At 66.5% G+C, this 17,151-nt stretch carries 13 protein-coding genes; 7 read left to right on the top strand and 6 right to left on the bottom strand.

What is annotated here, in order from left to right:
* The first annotated feature begins 81 nt into the window (after window positions 1–81).
* The 3 genes from NX068_RS20210 to NX068_RS20220 are packed head-to-tail and all read left to right on the top strand — an operon-like array spanning window position 82 to window position 2,733.
* On the top strand, window positions 82–774 hold the full coding sequence (locus tag NX068_RS20210; protein ID WP_263463023.1) for a class I SAM-dependent methyltransferase: 693 nt from the start codon (window positions 82–84) through the stop codon (window positions 772–774).
* Window positions 755–1,453 carry a lipopolysaccharide kinase InaA family protein gene (locus NX068_RS20215; protein WP_263463024.1) on the top strand — a complete coding sequence of 233 codons (699 nt, stop codon included), beginning with the start codon at window positions 755–757 and terminating at the stop codon, window positions 1,451–1,453. Before NX068_RS20210 ends, NX068_RS20215 begins: the two co-directional genes overlap by 20 nt.
* Window positions 1,450–2,733 carry a HAMP domain-containing sensor histidine kinase gene (locus tag NX068_RS20220; protein WP_263463025.1) on the top strand — a complete coding sequence of 428 codons (1,284 nt, stop codon included), beginning with the start codon at window positions 1,450–1,452 and terminating at the stop codon, window positions 2,731–2,733. Before NX068_RS20215 ends, NX068_RS20220 begins: the two co-directional genes overlap by 4 nt.
* A gap of 27 nt (window positions 2,734–2,760) precedes the next feature.
* On the opposite strand, the gene dnaE is transcribed toward NX068_RS20220, so the two are convergent.
* From dnaE to NX068_RS20240, 4 genes are all read right to left on the bottom strand, one after another.
* On the bottom strand, window positions 2,761–6,291 hold the full coding sequence (gene dnaE, locus NX068_RS20225) for a DNA polymerase III subunit alpha (protein ID WP_263463026.1): 3,531 nt from the start codon (window positions 6,289–6,291) through the stop codon (window positions 2,761–2,763).
* A gap of 78 nt (window positions 6,292–6,369) precedes the next feature.
* Complete coding sequence (locus tag NX068_RS20230) at window positions 6,370–7,344, bottom strand: quinone oxidoreductase family protein (protein WP_263463027.1); 975 nt, start codon at window positions 7,342–7,344, stop codon at window positions 6,370–6,372.
* Between the two features lie 37 nt (window positions 7,345–7,381).
* Window positions 7,382–8,554 carry a phospholipase A gene (locus tag NX068_RS20235; RefSeq protein ID WP_263463028.1) on the bottom strand — a complete coding sequence of 391 codons (1,173 nt, stop codon included), beginning with the start codon at window positions 8,552–8,554 and terminating at the stop codon, window positions 7,382–7,384.
* Between the two features lie 106 nt (window positions 8,555–8,660).
* A complete protein-coding gene (locus tag NX068_RS20240; protein ID WP_263463029.1) occupies window positions 8,661–10,958 on the bottom strand; it encodes an NADP-dependent malic enzyme in 2,298 nt (765 codons plus the stop codon).
* 306 nt (window positions 10,959–11,264) lie between these two features.
* Here NX068_RS20240 and NX068_RS20245 point away from each other — a divergent pair, with 306 nt between their 5' ends.
* Window positions 11,265–12,044, top strand: a complete 780-nt coding sequence (locus tag NX068_RS20245; RefSeq protein ID WP_263463031.1) for a ParA family protein — start codon at window positions 11,265–11,267, stop codon at window positions 12,042–12,044.
* A gap of 60 nt (window positions 12,045–12,104) precedes the next feature.
* Here the strand turns inward: NX068_RS20245 and NX068_RS20250 are convergent, their stop codons facing one another.
* Window positions 12,105–13,004, bottom strand: coding sequence for a LysR substrate-binding domain-containing protein (locus tag NX068_RS20250; RefSeq protein ID WP_263463033.1), 900 nt, complete (start codon window positions 13,002–13,004; stop codon window positions 12,105–12,107).
* 116 nt (window positions 13,005–13,120) lie between these two features.
* On the opposite strand from NX068_RS20250, the gene NX068_RS20255 reads away from it, so the two are divergent.
* Entirely contained in the window at window positions 13,121–13,609 is a 489-nt protein-coding gene (locus NX068_RS20255; RefSeq protein ID WP_263463034.1) for a VOC family protein, read from the top strand.
* Complete coding sequence (locus NX068_RS20260) at window positions 13,606–14,199, top strand: glutathione S-transferase family protein (RefSeq protein ID WP_263463035.1); 594 nt, start codon at window positions 13,606–13,608, stop codon at window positions 14,197–14,199. The genes NX068_RS20255 and NX068_RS20260 overlap by 4 nt, the downstream gene beginning before the upstream one ends.
* 7 nt (window positions 14,200–14,206) lie before the next feature.
* On the opposite strand, the gene NX068_RS20265 is transcribed toward NX068_RS20260, so the two are convergent.
* On the bottom strand, window positions 14,207–16,402 hold the full coding sequence (locus NX068_RS20265; protein WP_263463037.1) for a UvrD-helicase domain-containing protein: 2,196 nt from the start codon (window positions 16,400–16,402) through the stop codon (window positions 14,207–14,209).
* A 352-nt stretch (window positions 16,403–16,754) separates the two neighbouring features.
* Here NX068_RS20265 and NX068_RS20270 point away from each other — a divergent pair, with 352 nt between their 5' ends.
* Window positions 16,755–17,087: a hypothetical protein gene (locus tag NX068_RS20270; RefSeq protein WP_263463038.1), complete on the top strand. Its 333-nt coding sequence runs from the start codon at window positions 16,755–16,757 to the stop codon at window positions 17,085–17,087.
* Window positions 17,088–17,151: the final 64 nt, after the last annotated feature.

The following is a 17,151-nucleotide window of genomic DNA, read 5'->3' on the forward strand; positions in this document are numbered from 1 at the left end:
CATCTTTTTCACTTTCTGCGCACCTTTCCTTGACTACCGCCTGATTACCTTGCGTGGGCTCTGCACTCAATGGAGTCCACCATGTCCCGCAACACCGCCCCGGCCGACGTCGAACTGCCCTTCAGCGCCAAATACGACGCCGAGCATTCCGAGGCCTATCACGACAAGCATCGCAGCGGCCTGCGCCGCCGCCTGTCCAACCACCGCGATCAGCAACTGGCTCGCCGGGCTCTCGCGCTGGCCGGCGAGCCGCAATGGGTGCTGGATCTGCCATGCGGCGCCGGGCGCTTCTGGGAAGTATTGGGCGAGCAGCCAAATCGCCAGATCATCGCCGCCGACAATTCCGCGGCGATGCTGGACGTCGCCTTGCGCCACTGTCCGGCAGGCCTGCGCGCACGCATCCGTCCGCTGCATACTTCGGCTTTCGCCATCGACCTGCCCGACGATTCGGTCGACAGCGTGTTCTGCATGCGCCTGCTGCATCACATCGGCGAGCCTGAACACCGGCTCGCCATGCTGCGCGAATTCCATCGCGTCACCCGCGACAGCGTGATCCTGTCGCTGTGGGTCGATGGCAATTACCTGTCCTGGCGGCGCAGGCAGCAGGAAGCGCGGCGGCAGCGGCGCGGCAAGACGGGCTACCAGAACCGCTACGTACTGCCGCGCGCCACCGCGGAAGCCGAATTTTCTGCCGCCGGCTTCGAGATCGCCGGGCATCTCGACTTCCTGCCCCTGCACTCGATGTGGCGTGTCTATGTTCTGCGCCGCGCCTGAACGGCCCGCCCGAACGCCGATCGCGAAACAGCACGATTTCGATTACTGGTGGACGCTGCCGGGCGATTGGGTGGAAGAGCCGAACGAGCGGCGGAACGGCTGGAGCGGTGTGATTCGGGCCGTAGTGGAAGATGGCGAGGTCTACATCAAGCGCCAATGCAACCACCTGTGCCGCAGCCTTCGCCATCCGCTGGGCTGGCCCACGGCCAGCCGGGAGTGGCACTTCCTGCTTCGCCTGCGCGCCCTGGGCATCGCCGCCCCCACGCCGGTCTTCCACTCGGTCCGGCATACTGCAGCCGGCACCGAAGCCGTGCTGGTTACCGCCGCACTGGCGGGTTACCATCCGCTGCACGAACTGGGAGCCTTGCCATCAGCCCGGCGTGCCGCCATCGCCGAGCTGCTGGGCCGGATGCTCGGCCGCCTGCACCGCGAGCATCTGCAACACAGCTGCCTCTATGACAAACACGTCATGGTTCGCCTGCATGACAACGCGCGACCCGATGTCGCCCTGCTCGACCTGGAGAAGATGCGCCACCGCCTGACGCCGACCCTGGCGGCCCGCCACGATCTCGCCCAGCTGCGCCGACGCCAGCGCTTTTTCGATGACCAGGACTGGGCTCGCCTGCTCGCCAGCCACACCCATGCCTTGACGGGCAGGTGGGCCTCGATTCGCCGATGAAAACTTCGCTCTCGCGCCGGCTGTTCCGCACCTTCCTCGCCATCGGTTTCATCAACGTCGCCGTTACGCTGGTCATCATCGAGAGCGTCTACGACGACATGGAAGACAGCATCCTGCGGCACGAACTGGCACTGGAGCGGGCCTTCCTCGAGCAGCACGTCAGCGGCACGAAGGTCGAATCCCGCGACACCGCACTGCTGACCACCTTGTACGTGCCCGATGGTGCACTCCCGACCGAACTGCCCGAAATCTTCCGCAACCGCCCGGTGCCGTTCTCGGCCGAAGTGGAAATAGCGGACAAGACCTGGCTGATCTCCATCGAACGCATCGCAGAGCCGCCCGGCGTGATCTATCTCGCCCAGGACATCACGCTGATGGAAAGCCGCGAAGCAGCGCAGCGGATCGGCTGGGGCCTGTTCGCGCTGCTGGTGCTCGGCCTGGTCGTGCTGCTGACGCGCATCGGTACCCGCCGCATCCTCGGTCCGCTGGACGATCTCACCCGCCACATCGCGCGCCTGCAGCCGGGCTCGCCGGTCGCCCGCATCGACAGCCGCTACGAGGACATGGAGCTGGCCAACATCGCCGCCACCATCAACCAGTTGTTCGATGCGCTGGATGCCTACGTGCAGCGCGAGAAATCGCTGGTCGGCCTGGCCAGCCACGAGCTGCGCACGCCGGTGGCGGTGATCTCCGGCGCACTGGACGTGCTGGCGCAACGCGACTCGCTCGGCGACGCCGACCGCCGCACCGTGGCGCGCATCCGGCGTGCTGCCGACGACATGCGCGCCGACGTCGAGACCCTGCTCAAGCTCGCACGCCGCTCGGGCGACAGCGACCAGCCGGAGGATCTCGACCTCGCCGACAGCGTGCGCGCGATCGTGGCAGAGCTCGAAGACGGCACGCCGCAACAGGCGGGACGCATCAGTTGCGAATTGCCCGAGCCGGCCCCCGTCATCCACGCCGATCCGACCCTGGTACGCATGCTGCTGCGCAACCTGGTCCAGAACGCGGTGCGCCATACCGCCGGCAAGGTGCATATCGAACTCGGTGCCCACAGCCTCAGCATCCGCGATGCCGGTGCGGGACTGCCCGAGCACATCCGTGCCCGCCTCAACGCGCCCCCGGACCGTCTCGTTCCTGAAGACGGCCTGGGGCTGTTCATCGTCCGCCTGATCTGCGAGCGCCTGGGCTGGCTGCTGCGGGTACGCCGCAGCGACGCCGGCGGCACGGTGCTGGATCTGCTGTTCCTGCCGGACGCTGCGCGCAACGCTCAGGAATGAAGCCTTGCACCCGCAGCCGCCGCAGGCTCAGTTCGGATAGACGATCTCCACCGCCTCCGGCGCCAGCCAGTCGCGCAGGCTCTCCAGCAGCGCGTCGTCCAGCCGCACCCGCCAGCCGTCACCCAGAGGCAGGTCGGCCTCGGCAGCGGCGTTGCGGTAATTGACCCGCACCGGGCAGCCGCCTTCGCGGAAAGGTTCGAGCAGGGTCTGCAGCTTGCCCGCCGCAGCGAGCGCGCCGCCGCTGGCCGCGACTTCGCCGTTGATGCGCACCTGCAGGGCGCGGGCGAAGCGGCTGCGCGCCTCGCCCAGGGTCAGCAGGCGCTCGGCGACGATGCGCAGGCCACCGGAAAAGTCGTCGTTGCTGACCTTGCCTTCGACCACCAGCACTTCGTCGGTGACGATCTTGCCGCGGTTGGCATCGAGCACTTCGGAATAGATCGCGACCTCGCGCGGCTGGCTGCCGTCGTCGAGCTGGACGAAGGCCATCTTGCCGCGGTTGCCCATCTTGGTACGGGTTTCCATCACCACGCCGGCCATCATCGTGATGTCGCGCGAAGGCTCGAGCTGCGCCAGCGTGCGACGCACGAAGCGGCGCACCTCGGGCTTGAAGGCATTGAAGGGATGGCCGGAGAGGAAGAAGCCGATGGCGAGCTTTTCTTCCTTCAGCCGCTCGCGCTCGGTCCACGGCCGCAGCTTGGCGAACTCCGGCGCCGCGCCGGCGGCCTCCGGCATCATGTCGAACAGGCCGCCCTGCATCGCGTTGGCCGCAGCCTGTTCGGCGGCTTCCATCGCCAGCGCCACGGTCGCCATCAACTGCGAGCGATCGAGGTCGGCGTGGCCTTCCAGCGTGTCCATCGCGCCGGAACGGATCAGCGCCTCGATGACGCGGCGGTTCACCATCCTGCGGTCGACGCGTTCGCAGAAATCGAACAGGTCGCGGAAAGCGCCGGCCTTCTCGCGCGCGGCGATGATCGCCCGCACCGCCGGCTCGCCCACGCCCTTGACCGCGCCCAGGCCGTAGCGGATGGTCTTGCGATCCACCGGCACGAAACGATAGTCGGAGGCATTGACGTCCGGCGGCAGTACCTCGATGCCATTGGCGACGGTGTCCTCGAAGAAAATCTTGACCGTGTCGGTGTTGTCCAGGTCGGACGACATCGTCGCTGCCATGAAGGCGGCACAGTGATGCGCCTTCAGCCAGGCGGTGTGGTAGGTCACCACCGCATAGGCCGCGGTGTGCGACTTGTTGAAGCCGTACTCGGCGAACTTGGTCATCAGGTCGAAGAGCTGCTCGGCCAGCGCCGGGTCGTAGCCCTTCTGCTGCGCGCCTTCGGCGATGGTGGCGCGGTGCTTGGCCATCTCCTCCGGCTTCTTCTTGCCCATCGCCCGGCGCAACATGTCGGCGCCGCCCAGGGTGTAGCCACCGATGATCTGGCTGATCTGCATCACCTGTTCCTGGTACACGATGACGCCGTAGGTCGGCTCCAGGCAGGCTTTCAGGTCGGGGTGGAAGTAGTCGATCTCCTGCTGGCCCTTCTTGCGCAGGATGAAGTCGTCCACCATGCCCGAGCCGAGCGGGCCGGGGCGGTACAGCGCCAGTACCGCGATGATGTCCTCGAAGCGGTCGGGCGCGAGCTTCTTCAGCAGCTTCTTCATGCCCTCCGATTCGACCTGGAAGATCGCCGTGGTGTTGGCGTCCTTCAGGATCTGGTAGGCGGCGGGGTCCTCGAAGCCCAGGCTCATCAGGTCGGGCCGGCTGCCTTCCAGGCGGTCGACGTATTCCAGCGCCAGCTCGATGATAGTGAGGTTGCGCAGGCCGAGGAAGTCGAACTTCACCAGGCCGACCGCCTCGACGTCGTCCTTGTCGAACTGCGACACCGGCGAGGCATCGTCGCCGTCGGCGATGTACAGCGGGCAGAAATCGGTCAGCTTGCCGGGCGCGATCAGCACGCCGCCGGCGTGCATGCCGACGTTGCGCGACAGGCCTTCCAGCGGCTGGGCCAGCCCCCACAGGGTCTGGATCGCCTCGCCGTCGTTGCCGTCCTTCATCATCTCGCCGATCTGCGGCTCCATCTCGTAGGCCTTGTTCAGCGAGACGGGCTTGGCGCCCTCGATCGGAATCAGCTTGGACAGGCGGTCGCACAGGCCGTAGGGCAGGTCGAGCACGCGGCCGACGTCGCGCACCACCGCCTTCGAGGCCATGGTGCCGAAAGTCGCGATCTGGCTGACCGCGTCCTTGCCGTAGCGCTCGCGCACGTATTCGATGACGCGGTAGCGGTTGTCCTGGCAGAAGTCGATGTCGAAGTCGGGCATCGACACCCGCTCCGGGTTCAGGAAGCGCTCGAACAGCAGCGCATAGGCCAGCGGATCGAGGTCGGTGATCTCCAGCGAATAGGCCACCAGCGAACCCGCGCCCGAGCCGCGCCCCGGCCCCACCGGCACGCCGTTGCGTTTGCCCCAGCGGATGAAGTCGGCCACGATCAGGAAGTAGCCGGGAAAGCCCATCTGGATGATGGTGTCGGTCTCGAACTTGAGCCGTTCCTCGTAGCGCGGACGCTGCTGCTCGCGCTCCTCGGGGTGCGGGTAGAGCTGGACCAGGCGGCGCTCCAGGCCGGCCTTCGCCTCCTGGACGAGGAAATCGTCCAGCGTCATGCCGTCGGGCGTCGGGAACAGCGGCAGGAAGTTCTTGCCCAACTGCACCGTCAGCGAGCAGCGGCGGGCGATCTCGACGGCGTTTTCCAGCGCCTCGGGGATGTCGGCAAACAGCTCGCACATCTCCGCCTGGCTCTTCAGGTATTGCTCTTCGGTGAAGTCGCGCGGCCGGCGCTTGTCGGCCAGCACGTAACCCTGGGCGATGCACACCCGCGCTTCGTGGGCCTGGAAGTCCTCGCGCTTGAGGAATTCCACCGGGTGCGTCGCCACCACCGGCAGGCCGAGCTCGCCGGCGATCTCGAGCGCCTGGCGGATGTAGCCTTCGGTGCCCGGATGGCCGGCGCGCTGGATCTCGATGTAGAAGGCCTCCGGAAACAGCCGTGCCCAGTCCGCCGCCAGTTGCGCCGCCTGCGCGGGATTACCGGCGGCGAGCGCCGCGCCGATGTCGCCCTGCATCGCGCCCGACAGGCACAGCAGCTCGCTCGCCGCGCCGTTCTCGAACCACTCGCGCCGCATCTCGGCACGGCCGCGGTACTTGTTGTCGAGATAGGCGCGCGTCAGCAGCTCGCACACCTGGCCGTAACCCACGCGGTTCTTGCAGATCAGCAGCACGCGGTGGGGCTTGTCGCGCTCGACCTCGTTCTGGATCCAGGCATCGACGCCGACGATCGGCTTGACGCCCTTGCCGCGCGCGGTCTTGTAGAACTTGACCATGCCGAACAGGTTGGCGAGGTCGGAGATGCCGAGTGCCGGCATGCCGTCGGCCGCGGCGGCGGCGACGGCCTGATCGATCTGGACGATGCCGTCGGTGATCGAGTATTCGGAATGCAGGCGGAGATGGACGAAGCGCGGCTGCGGCGGCGAAGCTGGCGAGTCCTGGGAAAGCGTGTTCTGGGAGGCAGTCATGGGCGCGATTTTACCCGAGCCTGCCGGCTCTCACCGCCTCTTCACCACCTCCTCATCTCCCCGCTCGCCGCCGTCCCGCTACGGCAGCAGGATGGTCGAACCCGTGGTCCGGCGTGCTTCGAGATCGAGATGGGCCTGCGCCGCATCCTTCAGCGCGTAGCGCTGGTTGACGGCGATGCGCAGCTTGCCCGCACCGACGGCCTCGAACAGCGCGGCGCTGCGCAGTTCCAGCTCCTCGCGCGTGGCGATGTAGTCGAACAAGGTCGGGCGGGTGACATACACCGAACCGGCCCGCGCCAGCAGCGCGCAATCGAAGGGCGCGACCGGCCCGGTGGCATTGCCGTAGCTCACCATCATGCCCCGCCGTTGCAGGCAGGACACGGAATCGAGGAAGGTGTCGCGGCCCACCGAATCGTAGACCGCCGCCACCCCCGTACCGCCGGTCAGCTCGCGCACCCGCTCGGCGAAGCGCTCGCGCGAATAGACGATCACATGGTCGCAGCCGAGCGCCTTCGCCTGCGCCGCCTTGTCGTCGTTGCCGACGGTACCGATCACGGTCGCGCCCAGCAGTTTCGCCCACTGCACCAGGATCGAGCCGACGCCGCCGGCCGCGGCATGCACCAGGATGATGTCGCCTGCCTTCACCGGGTAGGTGCTGTGCAGCAGGTAGTGCGCAGTGAGGCCTTGCAGCATCATCGCCGCGCCCTGCTCGAAAGAGATCGCCTCGGGCAGGCGCACGAGGTGGCGGGCCTCGATGTTGCGCGCCTCGGCATAGGCGCCGAGCGGCCCGCTGGTATAGGCGACGCGGTCGCCGATCTTCAGCTCGGCCACGCCTTCGCCGACGGCCTCGACGACGCCGGCCGCCTCCATGCCCAGCCCGGACGGCAGCGACAGTGGATACAGCCCGCTGCGGTGATAGGTGTCGATGAAATTCAAGCCCACCGCATGGTGCCGGACCCGGACTTCTCCGGCGTCCGGTGCCGGCAGCGCCACCTCCTCCCATTGCAGCACTTCGGGGCCGCCGGTACGGTGAAAGCGAATCGCGTGCGTCATGTCCGTCTCCTGAGTGAACGTGCGCGGCGGCAGTGCCTCAGCGCACGAGTGAGATGCCGATGCGCCACTGGCCGCCGTTGTCCTTGTCGTAGTCGAGCAGGGTTTCGCCGTAGCCACCGATGTACTGCAGATGCAGGAAGGCACCCACGCCCGAGAACACGCTGCGGCGCAGCGGCCAGGACAGATCGAACTGGCGGCGCATCTTGCCCGCCGTACCCCGGCGCAGCAGCGACGTGAGCATCAGGCCATCGTCCCGGCCGTAGCGCAAGCCCAATTCGGCATAGCCACGGTAACGGGCGATATCTGGATTGTCCTCGCGGTCGAGATAGGTCCATACCTTGGGTTCGAGGCCGAAATAGCTCACGCCGTCATCCAGGTAGTAGCGCCCCTCGGCCTTCAGGAACAAGGTGTCGATGCTGCGCGAATCCTCGTCGTCCTTGCCGTTCGATTCGTGCTCGTAGCCACCGGACAGGGCGACGAAGCCGCCGTGCGAAGGGTCGGAGATCAGCCAGCGGTAGAACAGCGAGGGACGGAAGCTGGTGTCGCGGAAAGGCTTCGAGTCCGACTGCAGGTCCCACAGCGAGGTCTGGGTGAAGCCGAAATAGAGGCCGCGCGCGACCGGGAAATGCTCGCCGACGACGCCCTGGTCGTCGAACATGCGATAACGGAAGCTGAACTGGAAGCGCGCCGAGACCGGGTCCTTGCCGCCGACGAGGAAATACATCGGCTCGTGGGCGGCAAGCGCCGAAGGCTGGACCGGCTCGCTCTGCGTCGTCGTCGCCGGAACGATGGTTCCGCTGCGCGCGAGGTTGTTCGACTGCGCAGTCTCCACCGGCGTGCGGAAGGCCGCTCCCGCGTCCATCACGATGCGGGCCGACGCCGCATCGGACAGCGACAGCGTGGCGAAACCGGTGACCTCGGCCGGCCAGTGGCCGAGATAGCGCCGCTGCCGCGTGCGCTCGTCGGTCGCAGTGGCGGCGACCAGTTCGAGCGCGATGCGCGGGCCGCCGTCGGGCAGTTCGATCTGCGCCGCCAGACGCTCCGGCAGCTCCGCCCCATCCGCCGGGCCGATGACCACGACGTCAAAGCTGCGACCCGGCACCACACGCGGCTCGGGCGATGCCAGCAGCCACCCGTCCGCCATCGCGGGCAGGTTCGTCAGGCCCAGAATGCATGCGAGCATGCAGCGGGCGAGCGGGGCATGAAACATCTTCGAAGCTCGGCGGGGCGACATGGACAGTGCCGGACGGGCACGTTTTCGGTAGTTGATCGAGTAGCTGAGGGGGCGCCACCCGCGAAGATGGCGACCGGCAGCTTCAGCCCGCCTGTTCGGCGCGCGAGGCCTGCGCGTCCACCACCGCCAGGGCGGTCATGTTGACCAGGCGGCGCACCGTCGCCGAAGGCGTCACGATATGCACCGGCTTGGCCGCGCCGAGCAGGATCGGCCCCACCGACACACCGTCGCCGTTGGCGATCTTCATCAGGTTGAAGGAGATGTTGGCGGCGTCGAGGTTGGGCATCACCAGCAGGTTGGCTTCGCCCTTGAGGCGCGAATCCGGGTGCAGGTTGTCGCGGATTTCCTCGGACAGCGCCGCATCGCCGTGCATCTCGCCATCGAGATTCAGGTCGGGAGCGGTTTCGCGCAGGATCTCGCAGGCACGGCGCATCTTGCGTGCCGACGCCGAAGTCGAGCTGCCGAAGCTGGAATGCGACAGCAGCGCGACGCCGGGTTCGATACCGAAGCGGCGCAATTCGTTGGCCGCCATCAGCGCAATGTCGGCCACCTCTTCGGCGCTCGGATTCTCGTTGACGTAGGTGTCCGTGATCGCGAGCATGCGCTTGGTCAGCAGCAGCAGGTTCATCGCCGCGAACTGCTTGGCGCCGGGCGCCAGACCGATGACATCCCCGACCTGCTTCAGGTGGTAATCGTAGGAGCCGAAGGTGCCGCACACCAGCGCGTCGGCATCGCCACGGCGCAGCAGCATGGCGCCGATCAGCGTGGTGTCGCGCCGGATCTTGGCCTTGGCCAGTTCGGGCGTGACGCCGTCGCGGCTCATCAACTGGTAGTACTCGGTCCACAGTTCGCGATAGCGCGGATCGGACTCCGAATTGACGATGTCGAAATCGCGTTCGGGCACGAGGTTGAGGCCGATCTTCTTGATCCGCATCTCGATCACTTCCGGGCGCCCGATCAGGATCGGCCGCGCCAGCCCTTCGTCGAGCACCACACGCACCGCATGCAGTACGCGCTCCTCTTCGCCTTCGGCGTAGATCACGCGCTTCTGCTCGATCGGCACCCGCTTGGCGGCGGAGAACACCGGCTTCATGACCATGCCGGACTGATAGACGAAGGCGTTCAGGCCCGACACGTAGGCGTCGAAATCCTCGATCGGCTTGGTTGCCACGCCCGAATCCATCGCTGCCTTCGCCACCGCCGGCGCGATCTTGACGATCAGGCGCGGATCGAAGGGCTTGGGAATGATGTACTCGGGGCCGAAGCTCAGTTCCTGGCCGCCGTAGGCGCTGGCGACGACGTCGCTCGCTTCGGCCTCGGCCAGTTCGGCGATCGCCTTCACGCAGGCGAGCTTCATCTCCTCGTTGATCGTGGTCGCGCCGACGTCGAGCGCACCGCGGAAGATGAAGGGGAAGCACAATACGTTATTGACCTGGTTCGGGAAGTCCGAACGGCCGGTGGCGACGATGCAGTCGGGACGCACGGCCTTGGCGTCGGCCGGCAGGATCTCGGGGTTCGGGTTGGCGAGCGCGAAGATCAGCGGCTTGTCGGCCATCCTCGCCACCATTTCGGGCTTCAGCACGCCGGCGGTCGACAGGCCGAGGAAGATGTCGGCGCCCTCGATCACTTCACCCAGCGTGCGGGCAGCGGTCTGCTGCGCATAGCGGGCCTTGGTCGGCTCCATGTTGGCCTCGCGGCCTTCGTAGATCACGCCCTTGGAGTCGCAGACGTAGATGTTCTCGCGCCTGAGGCCGACGCTGACCATCAGGTCGAGGCAGGCGATGGCGGCCGCGCCGGCGCCGGAGCACACCAGCTTGACCTCGGCGATGTCCTTGCCCACCACCTTCAGGCCGTTGATCAGGCCGGAGGCCGAGATGATCGCCGTGCCGTGCTGGTCGTCGTGGAAGACCGGGATCTTCATGCGCTCGCGCAGCTTCTTCTCGATGTAGAAGCACTCAGGCGCCTTGATGTCCTCCAGGTTGATGCCGCCCAGCGTCGGCTCGAGCGAGGCGATGATGTCGATCAGCTTGTCGGGGTCGTTCTCGGCCAGTTCGATGTCGAAGACGTCGATGTTGGCGAACTTCTTGAACAGGCAGCCCTTGCCTTCCATGACCGGCTTGGACGCCAGCGGGCCGATGTTGCCCAGGCCAAGCACCGCGGTGCCGTTGGTGACCACGGCCACCAGGTTGCCGCGGCTGGTCAGTTCGAAGGCTTCGGCCGGATCGGCGACGATCGCATCGCAGGCCGCGGCCACGCCGGGCGAATAGGCCAGCGCGAGGTCGCGCTGGTTGGTCAGGCCCTTGGTCGGGACGACCGAAATCTTGCCCCGCGTCGGCGAACGGTGGTAATCGAGCGCAGCAGCGATGAAATCCTGATCCATGTTTGGTCCCCTCTTGGAATGAGTGTGTTTTGTGAGCCGTGGCGAGCGCTGCCGCCCGCCGTATCGCGCTGCCCGGGAAAAGCGCACGCAGTTCCGCCATCCGGACAGGCTCGTTCTTTAGTTGTTCGGCGCTCCACCCCACCGGCCGCTCTTGTCGGTCGCGGGACGCCCGGAAATTGACGTCGCGGAAGTTTAGCGCAGCACACAGGCCTTTGACACAGGGGTTTTGCTGATATCCACTATCCGCAAACCCCCTTCCCATGCCGCTTTTTGGCAGAATGCGGGCTCCGACCGAGGGAGTGAAGAATGCGACGCGTGGTATTCAATCAGAAAGGCGGCGTGGGCAAATCGACCATCACCTGCAATCTGGCGGCAATCAGCGCCCAGCAGGGCAAGCGCACACTGGTCGTCGACCTGGACCCGCAGGGCAACTCCACCCAGTACCTGCTCGGCGCCTCGGCCGAGGATCTGGATGCCACGCTGGCCGACTTCTTCGACCAGACGCTGAACTTCAAGCTCAACCCGCGCGACACTTCCGACTTCGTCGTCGCCACGCCCTTCGAGCACCTGCACGTGATGCCCTCGCACCCGCTGCTCGAAGAACTGCAGGGCAAGCTGGAGTCGCGCTACAAGATCTACAAGCTGCGCGATGCGCTCGAAGAGCTGGCGGACGATTTCGACTGCGTCTTCATCGACACGCCGCCTGCCTTGAACTTCTTCACCCGCTCGGCGCTGATCGCCGCCGATGCCTGCCTGATCCCGTTCGATTGCGACGAATTCTCGCGCAAGGCGCTGTATTCGCTGCTGGAGAACGTGCAGGAGATCAAATCCGACCACAACCGCGAGCTGCAGGTGGAAGGCATCGTCGTCAACCAGTTCCAGCCGCGTGCCAGCCTGCCGCAGAAAGTGGTGCAGGAACTGATCGACGAAGGCCTGCCGGTGCTGCAGCCTTATCTGTCCGCCTCGGTCAGGATCAAGGAGTCGCACGAGCAGGCGAAGCCGATGATCCACCTCGATCCCAAGCACAAGCTGTCGCAGGAATTCGTCGCCCTGCACGACACCCTGGCGCGCAAGTACGGCGCCTGACGGCACGGAGAGGCAAAGAGCCCCTGCTTCCGATGGCAAGGAGTGCCGGCGCCTACCGTGTCAGACCCCGGGGTCGGGAATCCGCAGCCGCAGCCGCTCGGCCATCCAGTCGATGAACAAGCGCACCCGGGACGACAGCAGCCGCGAATGCGGATACACCAGTTGCACCGGCAGCTCGGGCGGCTCGAATTCCCGCAGCAGGCGGACCAGTTGCCCGTCGGCCAGTTCGGCGGCGACTTGGTAATGCAGCAGCCGGGCGATGCCGAGCCCCTGCACGCAGGCCAGGCTGGCAGCCTGGACCTGGTTGGTGCCCAGGCGAGCCGGCACGGGCACGGTCAGGGCCTCGCCGCCGTCGATGAAATGCCACTCTCCGCCCTGCTGGGCGAAGACGATGCAGTCATGTTCGCGCAACGCGGATGGGTGCGGAAGCTGCCCGGCCGCACGCAGGTAGTCCGGGCTGGCACACACCACATGCCGCGTCCTGCCCAGCGGCACCGCCACCATCGACGAATCGGGCAATTGTCCGATCCTGACGGCGAGGTCCAGCCCTTCTTCCAGCAGATCGACCATGCGGTCGAGCAGGATCAGTTCCACCCGCATCGCCGGATGCTGCGCCAGGAAGGCATTGACCAGCGGCGCGACATGGCGGCGGCCGAACTCGACCGGCGCGGTCAGGCGCAGCAGGCCGCCGGGGCTGTGCCGGCGCGCATCGAAGCTGTGCTCGATCTCGTCGAACTCGGCCAGGATGCGGCGGCTCCAGGCGAGGAATTCCGCGCCCTCGTCGGTCAAGGCCAGGCGCCGGGTATTGCGGTTCAGCAGGCGCACGCCAAGGTGTTTTTCCAGCGCCGCCAGGCTGCGCACCACCGACGCGGCAGACTGCCCCGACGCCCCTGCAGCCGCACTCAGGCTGCCGGCATCGACGATGCGCACGAAGGTTGCCATCGCTTTCAGTTTGTCCATCGCTCGCCTTTCATTTGTGCGTCGAACGCAATGGTGTTGTCAGCCCGGCGGCATTGATGGCACACGCCAGGGCGCCGACACTCGTTCCCGTCCCGACACCGCCGCCGATTCTCGACATGAACGCAGCCGCTTCCCCGATCGTGCCCCCACCGAGCATCCCGTCGCCGCCCGGCGCGGCGCGCTGCCCGGCCCGCATCCTGGCCTACGACCATGTCGGCATCCGCGTCAGCGACCGCCGCCGCGCGCTCGATTTCTACCAGGCGCTCGGCTTTGCCGAAAGCCTGCGCTTTCCCGAGCACGAAGCCAACGAGATGCTGAGCCCGGACGGCGTGCGCATCAACCTGATCTTCAATGCCGCGCGCCGGCCCGATGCGCGCAACGTGCTGCTCGACGAACCCGTCAAGCTGCCGGGCATGACCCATCCGGCTTTCATCGTGGACGACCTCGGCGCACTGCAGGCCTGGCTGCACCAGCGACGCATCGCCGTCACCGAAGGGCCGCATCACATCGGCCCGCGCCGCATCGCGCTGTTCATCCGCGACCCGGACGGCAACGTGCTCGAATTCAACCAACTGATGGACCACCCCGAAGGAGACAGAACATGAAACTCTACGATCTGGAACTGTCCGGCAATTGCTACAAGGTCAGGCTGTTCGCGGCACTGGCGAACATCGAGCTGGAGATCGTGCCGGTCGATTTCCTCGGCGGCGAACACAAGCGCCCGCCGCTGACCGAACTCAACCCCTGGGGCGAACTGCCCATCCTGGTCGACGGCGAGCGGGTGCTGCGCGATTCGCAGGCCATCCTGGTCTATCTCGCCGGCACTTACGGCGGCGCGGCATGGTGGCCGGCCGAAGCTCATCTGCAGGCCGAGATCGTGCAATGGCTGTCCACCGCGGCGAACGAAATCCAGCATGGCCCCGCGTCCGCCCGCTTGGTGGACAAGTTCGGCTACGCCATCGACAAGGCCGGCACCCTGGCCAAGGCCGCCCGCATCCTGCCGCTGCTCGACGCCCATCTCGCCGAGCGGGACTGGCTGGCGCTGTCGCGCCCCACCATCGCCGACTGCGCGGTGTTCCCCTATGTCGCGCTGGCGCCGGAAGGCGGCATCGAGCTGGCGCCCTACCCCAACATCCTGCGCTGGATCGAGCGCGTCAAGCGCCTGCCGGGTTATCTCGCGATGCCCGGCACCTGAGCGCAGCTCAGGCCGGATCCAGCTTCGCCACTGCCAGCAGCAGCCATTTCATGCCGGCCGAGCCGAAGTTGATCTGCACCTTGGCGTCGCTGCCGCTGCCCTCGGCGGCGACGATCACGCCCTGGCCGAAGCGGGCGTGGTTGACCGTTTGGCCGATGCGCAGGCCGTTGGGCAAGGCAGCGGTGGCCGGACGCGCCATCTGGGCGGAAGCGGCGGACGGCTTGAAGTAGCCGCCGGCGCCGCCCGCCGCCGAACGCGGGCTGGGCGGCGTCAGCCATTTCGTCAGCTCGGCGGGAATCTCCTCGAGGAAGCGCGAGCGCAGGTTGTAGCGCGTCTGACCGTGCAGCATGCGGCTCTGGGCGAAGGACAGGTACAGCCGCTCGCGCGCCCGCGTCACCGCGACATACATCAAGCGGCGCTCTTCCTCCAGGCCGTCGGTCTCGAGGATGCTGTTCTCGTGCGGGAACAGCCCCTCTTCCAGCCCGGACAGGAAGACGACGTTGAACTCCAGCCCCTTGGCCGAATGCACCGTCATCAGTTGCACCGCGTCGGCGCCCTGGTCGGCCTGGTGGTCGCCCGCCTCGAGCGAGGCATGGGCGAGGAAGTCGGCCAGCAAGGCGTGATCCTGCGCCTGCCCGGCCTCTTCTGCAGGCTGGAACTCGGCAAGGAAGTTGGCCGCGGCGCTCACCAGTTCGTCCAGGTTCTCCAGCCGCTCCTGGCCCTCCTTGTCGGCCTTGTAGTGCGCACGCAGGCCGCTGATGTCCAGCACGTGGTCGACCAGTTCCGGCAGCGGCAAACTGGTCGTGTCGCGCCGCATGTCCTCGATCAGGCGCACGAACTGGCCGAGCACCGTTCCCGGCTTGCCGGAAAGATGCGGCACAGCGGCGTACAGGCTGGAGTTCCAGGTGCGCGCGGCGTCGCCCAGCACTTCCAGCGTGCGCGCGCCGATGCCGCGGGTGGGGAAATTGACCACGCGGGCGAACGAAGTGTCGTCGTCCGGGTTGGCGATCAGGCGCAGGTAGGCGAGCGCGTGCTTGATCTCCTGGCGCTCGAAGAAGCGCAGGCCGCCATAAACGCGGTAGGGGATGCCGGCCGAGAACAGCTGGTGCTCCAGCACCCGCGACTGCGCGTTCGAACGGTACAGCAGCGCGATCTCGCTGCGCTGGGCGCCATCGCGCACCAGCGACTGGATCTCCTCGACGACCCAGCGCGCCTCGTCGCCATCCGAATACGACTCGAACACCCGGATCGGCTCGCCCGCGCCCTGGTCGGTCCACAGGTTCTTGCCGAGCCGGTTGCTGTTGTGGCGGATGATGGCGTTGGCGGCATCGAGGATGTTGCTGTGCGAACGGTAGTTCTGCTCCAGCCGGATCACGTTCTGTACGCGGAACTCGCGCTCGAAGTCGCGCATGTTGCCCACTTCGGCGCCGCGGAAGCGGTAGATGCTCTGGTCGTCGTCGCCGACGCAGAACATCGCCGCGCCGCCTTCGCGCCCTTCGTCGGCGAACTGCTTCAGCCAGCGGTACTGCAGGCGGTTGGTGTCCTGGAATTCATCGACTAGGATGTGGCGGAAACGGCGCTGGTAATGACGGCGCAGCGGCTCGTTGCGTTCGAGCAGCTCGTAGCTGCGCAGCAGCAGCTCCGCGAAATCCACAACAGACTCACGCTGGCACTGTGCTTCATACTCCTGGTAAAGCTGGACGCGCAGCCGGGTGTAGTCGTCCCAGGCCTCGACCGCATGCGGGCGAAGCCCGGCTTCCTTCTGGCCGTTGATGAAGTGCTGCAGCTCGCGCGGCGGGAATTTCTCGTCGTCGACGTTCAGCGTCTTCAGCAGGCGTTTGATTGCGGCAAGCTGGTCGCCCGAATCGAGGATCTGGAACAGCTGCGGCAGCCCGGCGTCGCGGTGGTGCGCACGCAGCAGGCGATTGGCCAGGCCGTGGAAAGTGCCGATCCACATGCCGCGGGTGTTCACCGGCAGCATCGCCGTCAGGCGGGCGAGCATTTCCTTGGCCGCCTTGTTGGTGAATGTAACCGCCAGGATGCCGGCCGGATCGACCTGGCCGGACTGGATCAGCCAGGCGATGCGGGTCGTCAGCACCCGCGTCTTGCCCGAGCCGGCGCCTGCCAGGATCAGGGCGTGCTGCGGCGGCAGGCTGACTGCCTGCAGTTGTTCGGTATTGAGATTGGCGAGCAGGTTGGACATCGGCGCTCCTTGCAAGGCCGTGCATTGTAATGCGGAGCCGCAGGACGATCGATCCGGGCGCAGCCGGCACCCCGCCCGCAGGCCCGGCAGGAAATGGCGAGACAAACCGATGTTGCGTCGCAACAACATGTGGCTTGCCAAGCATCGGCTCGGTCGCTATTTTTGAATTGTGCAAAGCAGCAAAATTATTGACGACAGCGGAACCATTTCACGACTCATCCGCCTAATCAACCATAAAATCAACCACAGAGAGCCGCCACAGCCGAGTGCTGCGGCACAACATAGCTCGACGTACGGTCCACAAGACCGTCAAGAGTTCGACGCCGCGACCCGGCGTACAGGAGAAAACATCATGAAAACACCCAAACTGCTTCCGTGGTACGCCCGCAAGGCGGGTGTCTCGACCGAACGTGCCGAAGCCCTGTGGCACAAGGCCGTGCGTGAAGCCACCGCCGAAACCGGCTGGGTCGGCAATTCGGAATACTGGGGCGCCTGCATGGACAACTTCCTGGCCTTGCTCGACAAGGAACGCAACACCTTGTGTGCGCCGCAGGTACTGCCTTTCGTCCGCAGCCACAACCGCATGTGGCGCCTGCCCTTGCTGGCGATGGAAGACATGTGCGCTGCCTTCCATGCGAACTGGCAGCGCCAGCGCCACGCAGGCTTCCCGCGCCGGGCAGCCTGACGGCATTGGCCTGACTCAGCCCGTCCAGCGCATCTAGCTCCGTGCGCGGCCCCAGGCCGCGCAC

This window comes from Thauera carbonicopians, from assembly GCF_025699485.1.
In the GTDB taxonomy this organism is placed as follows: domain Bacteria; phylum Pseudomonadota; class Gammaproteobacteria; order Burkholderiales; family Rhodocyclaceae; genus Thauera.

Bases quoted from the DNA above. Each gene is read 5' to 3' on its own strand.
- NX068_RS20255 (WP_263463034.1), top strand. From the start codon at position 13,121: ATGAACGCAGCCGCTTCCCCGATCGTGCCCCCACCGAGCATCCCGTCG.
- NX068_RS20235 (WP_263463028.1), bottom strand. From the start codon at position 8,554: ATGTTTCATGCCCCGCTCGCCCGCTGCATGCTCGCATGCATTCTGGGC.
- NX068_RS20250 (WP_263463033.1), bottom strand. From the start codon at position 13,004: ATGGACAAACTGAAAGCGATGGCAACCTTCGTGCGCATCGTCGATGCC.
- NX068_RS20220 (WP_263463025.1), top strand. From the start codon at position 1,450: ATGAAAACTTCGCTCTCGCGCCGGCTGTTCCGCACCTTCCTCGCCATC.
- NX068_RS20270 (WP_263463038.1), top strand. From the start codon at position 16,755: ATGAAAACACCCAAACTGCTTCCGTGGTACGCCCGCAAGGCGGGTGTC.
- NX068_RS20210 (WP_263463023.1), top strand. From the start codon at position 82: ATGTCCCGCAACACCGCCCCGGCCGACGTCGAACTGCCCTTCAGCGCC.
- NX068_RS20265 (WP_263463037.1), bottom strand. From the start codon at position 16,402: ATGTCCAACCTGCTCGCCAATCTCAATACCGAACAACTGCAGGCAGTC.
- NX068_RS20260 (WP_263463035.1), top strand. From the start codon at position 13,606: ATGAAACTCTACGATCTGGAACTGTCCGGCAATTGCTACAAGGTCAGG.
- NX068_RS20215 (WP_263463024.1), top strand. From the start codon at position 755: ATGTTCTGCGCCGCGCCTGAACGGCCCGCCCGAACGCCGATCGCGAAA.
- NX068_RS20245 (WP_263463031.1), top strand. From the start codon at position 11,265: ATGCGACGCGTGGTATTCAATCAGAAAGGCGGCGTGGGCAAATCGACC.
- dnaE (WP_263463026.1), bottom strand. From the start codon at position 6,291: ATGACTGCCTCCCAGAACACGCTTTCCCAGGACTCGCCAGCTTCGCCG.
- NX068_RS20230 (WP_263463027.1), bottom strand. From the start codon at position 7,344: ATGACGCACGCGATTCGCTTTCACCGTACCGGCGGCCCCGAAGTGCTG.
- NX068_RS20240 (WP_263463029.1), bottom strand. From the start codon at position 10,958: ATGGATCAGGATTTCATCGCTGCTGCGCTCGATTACCACCGTTCGCCG.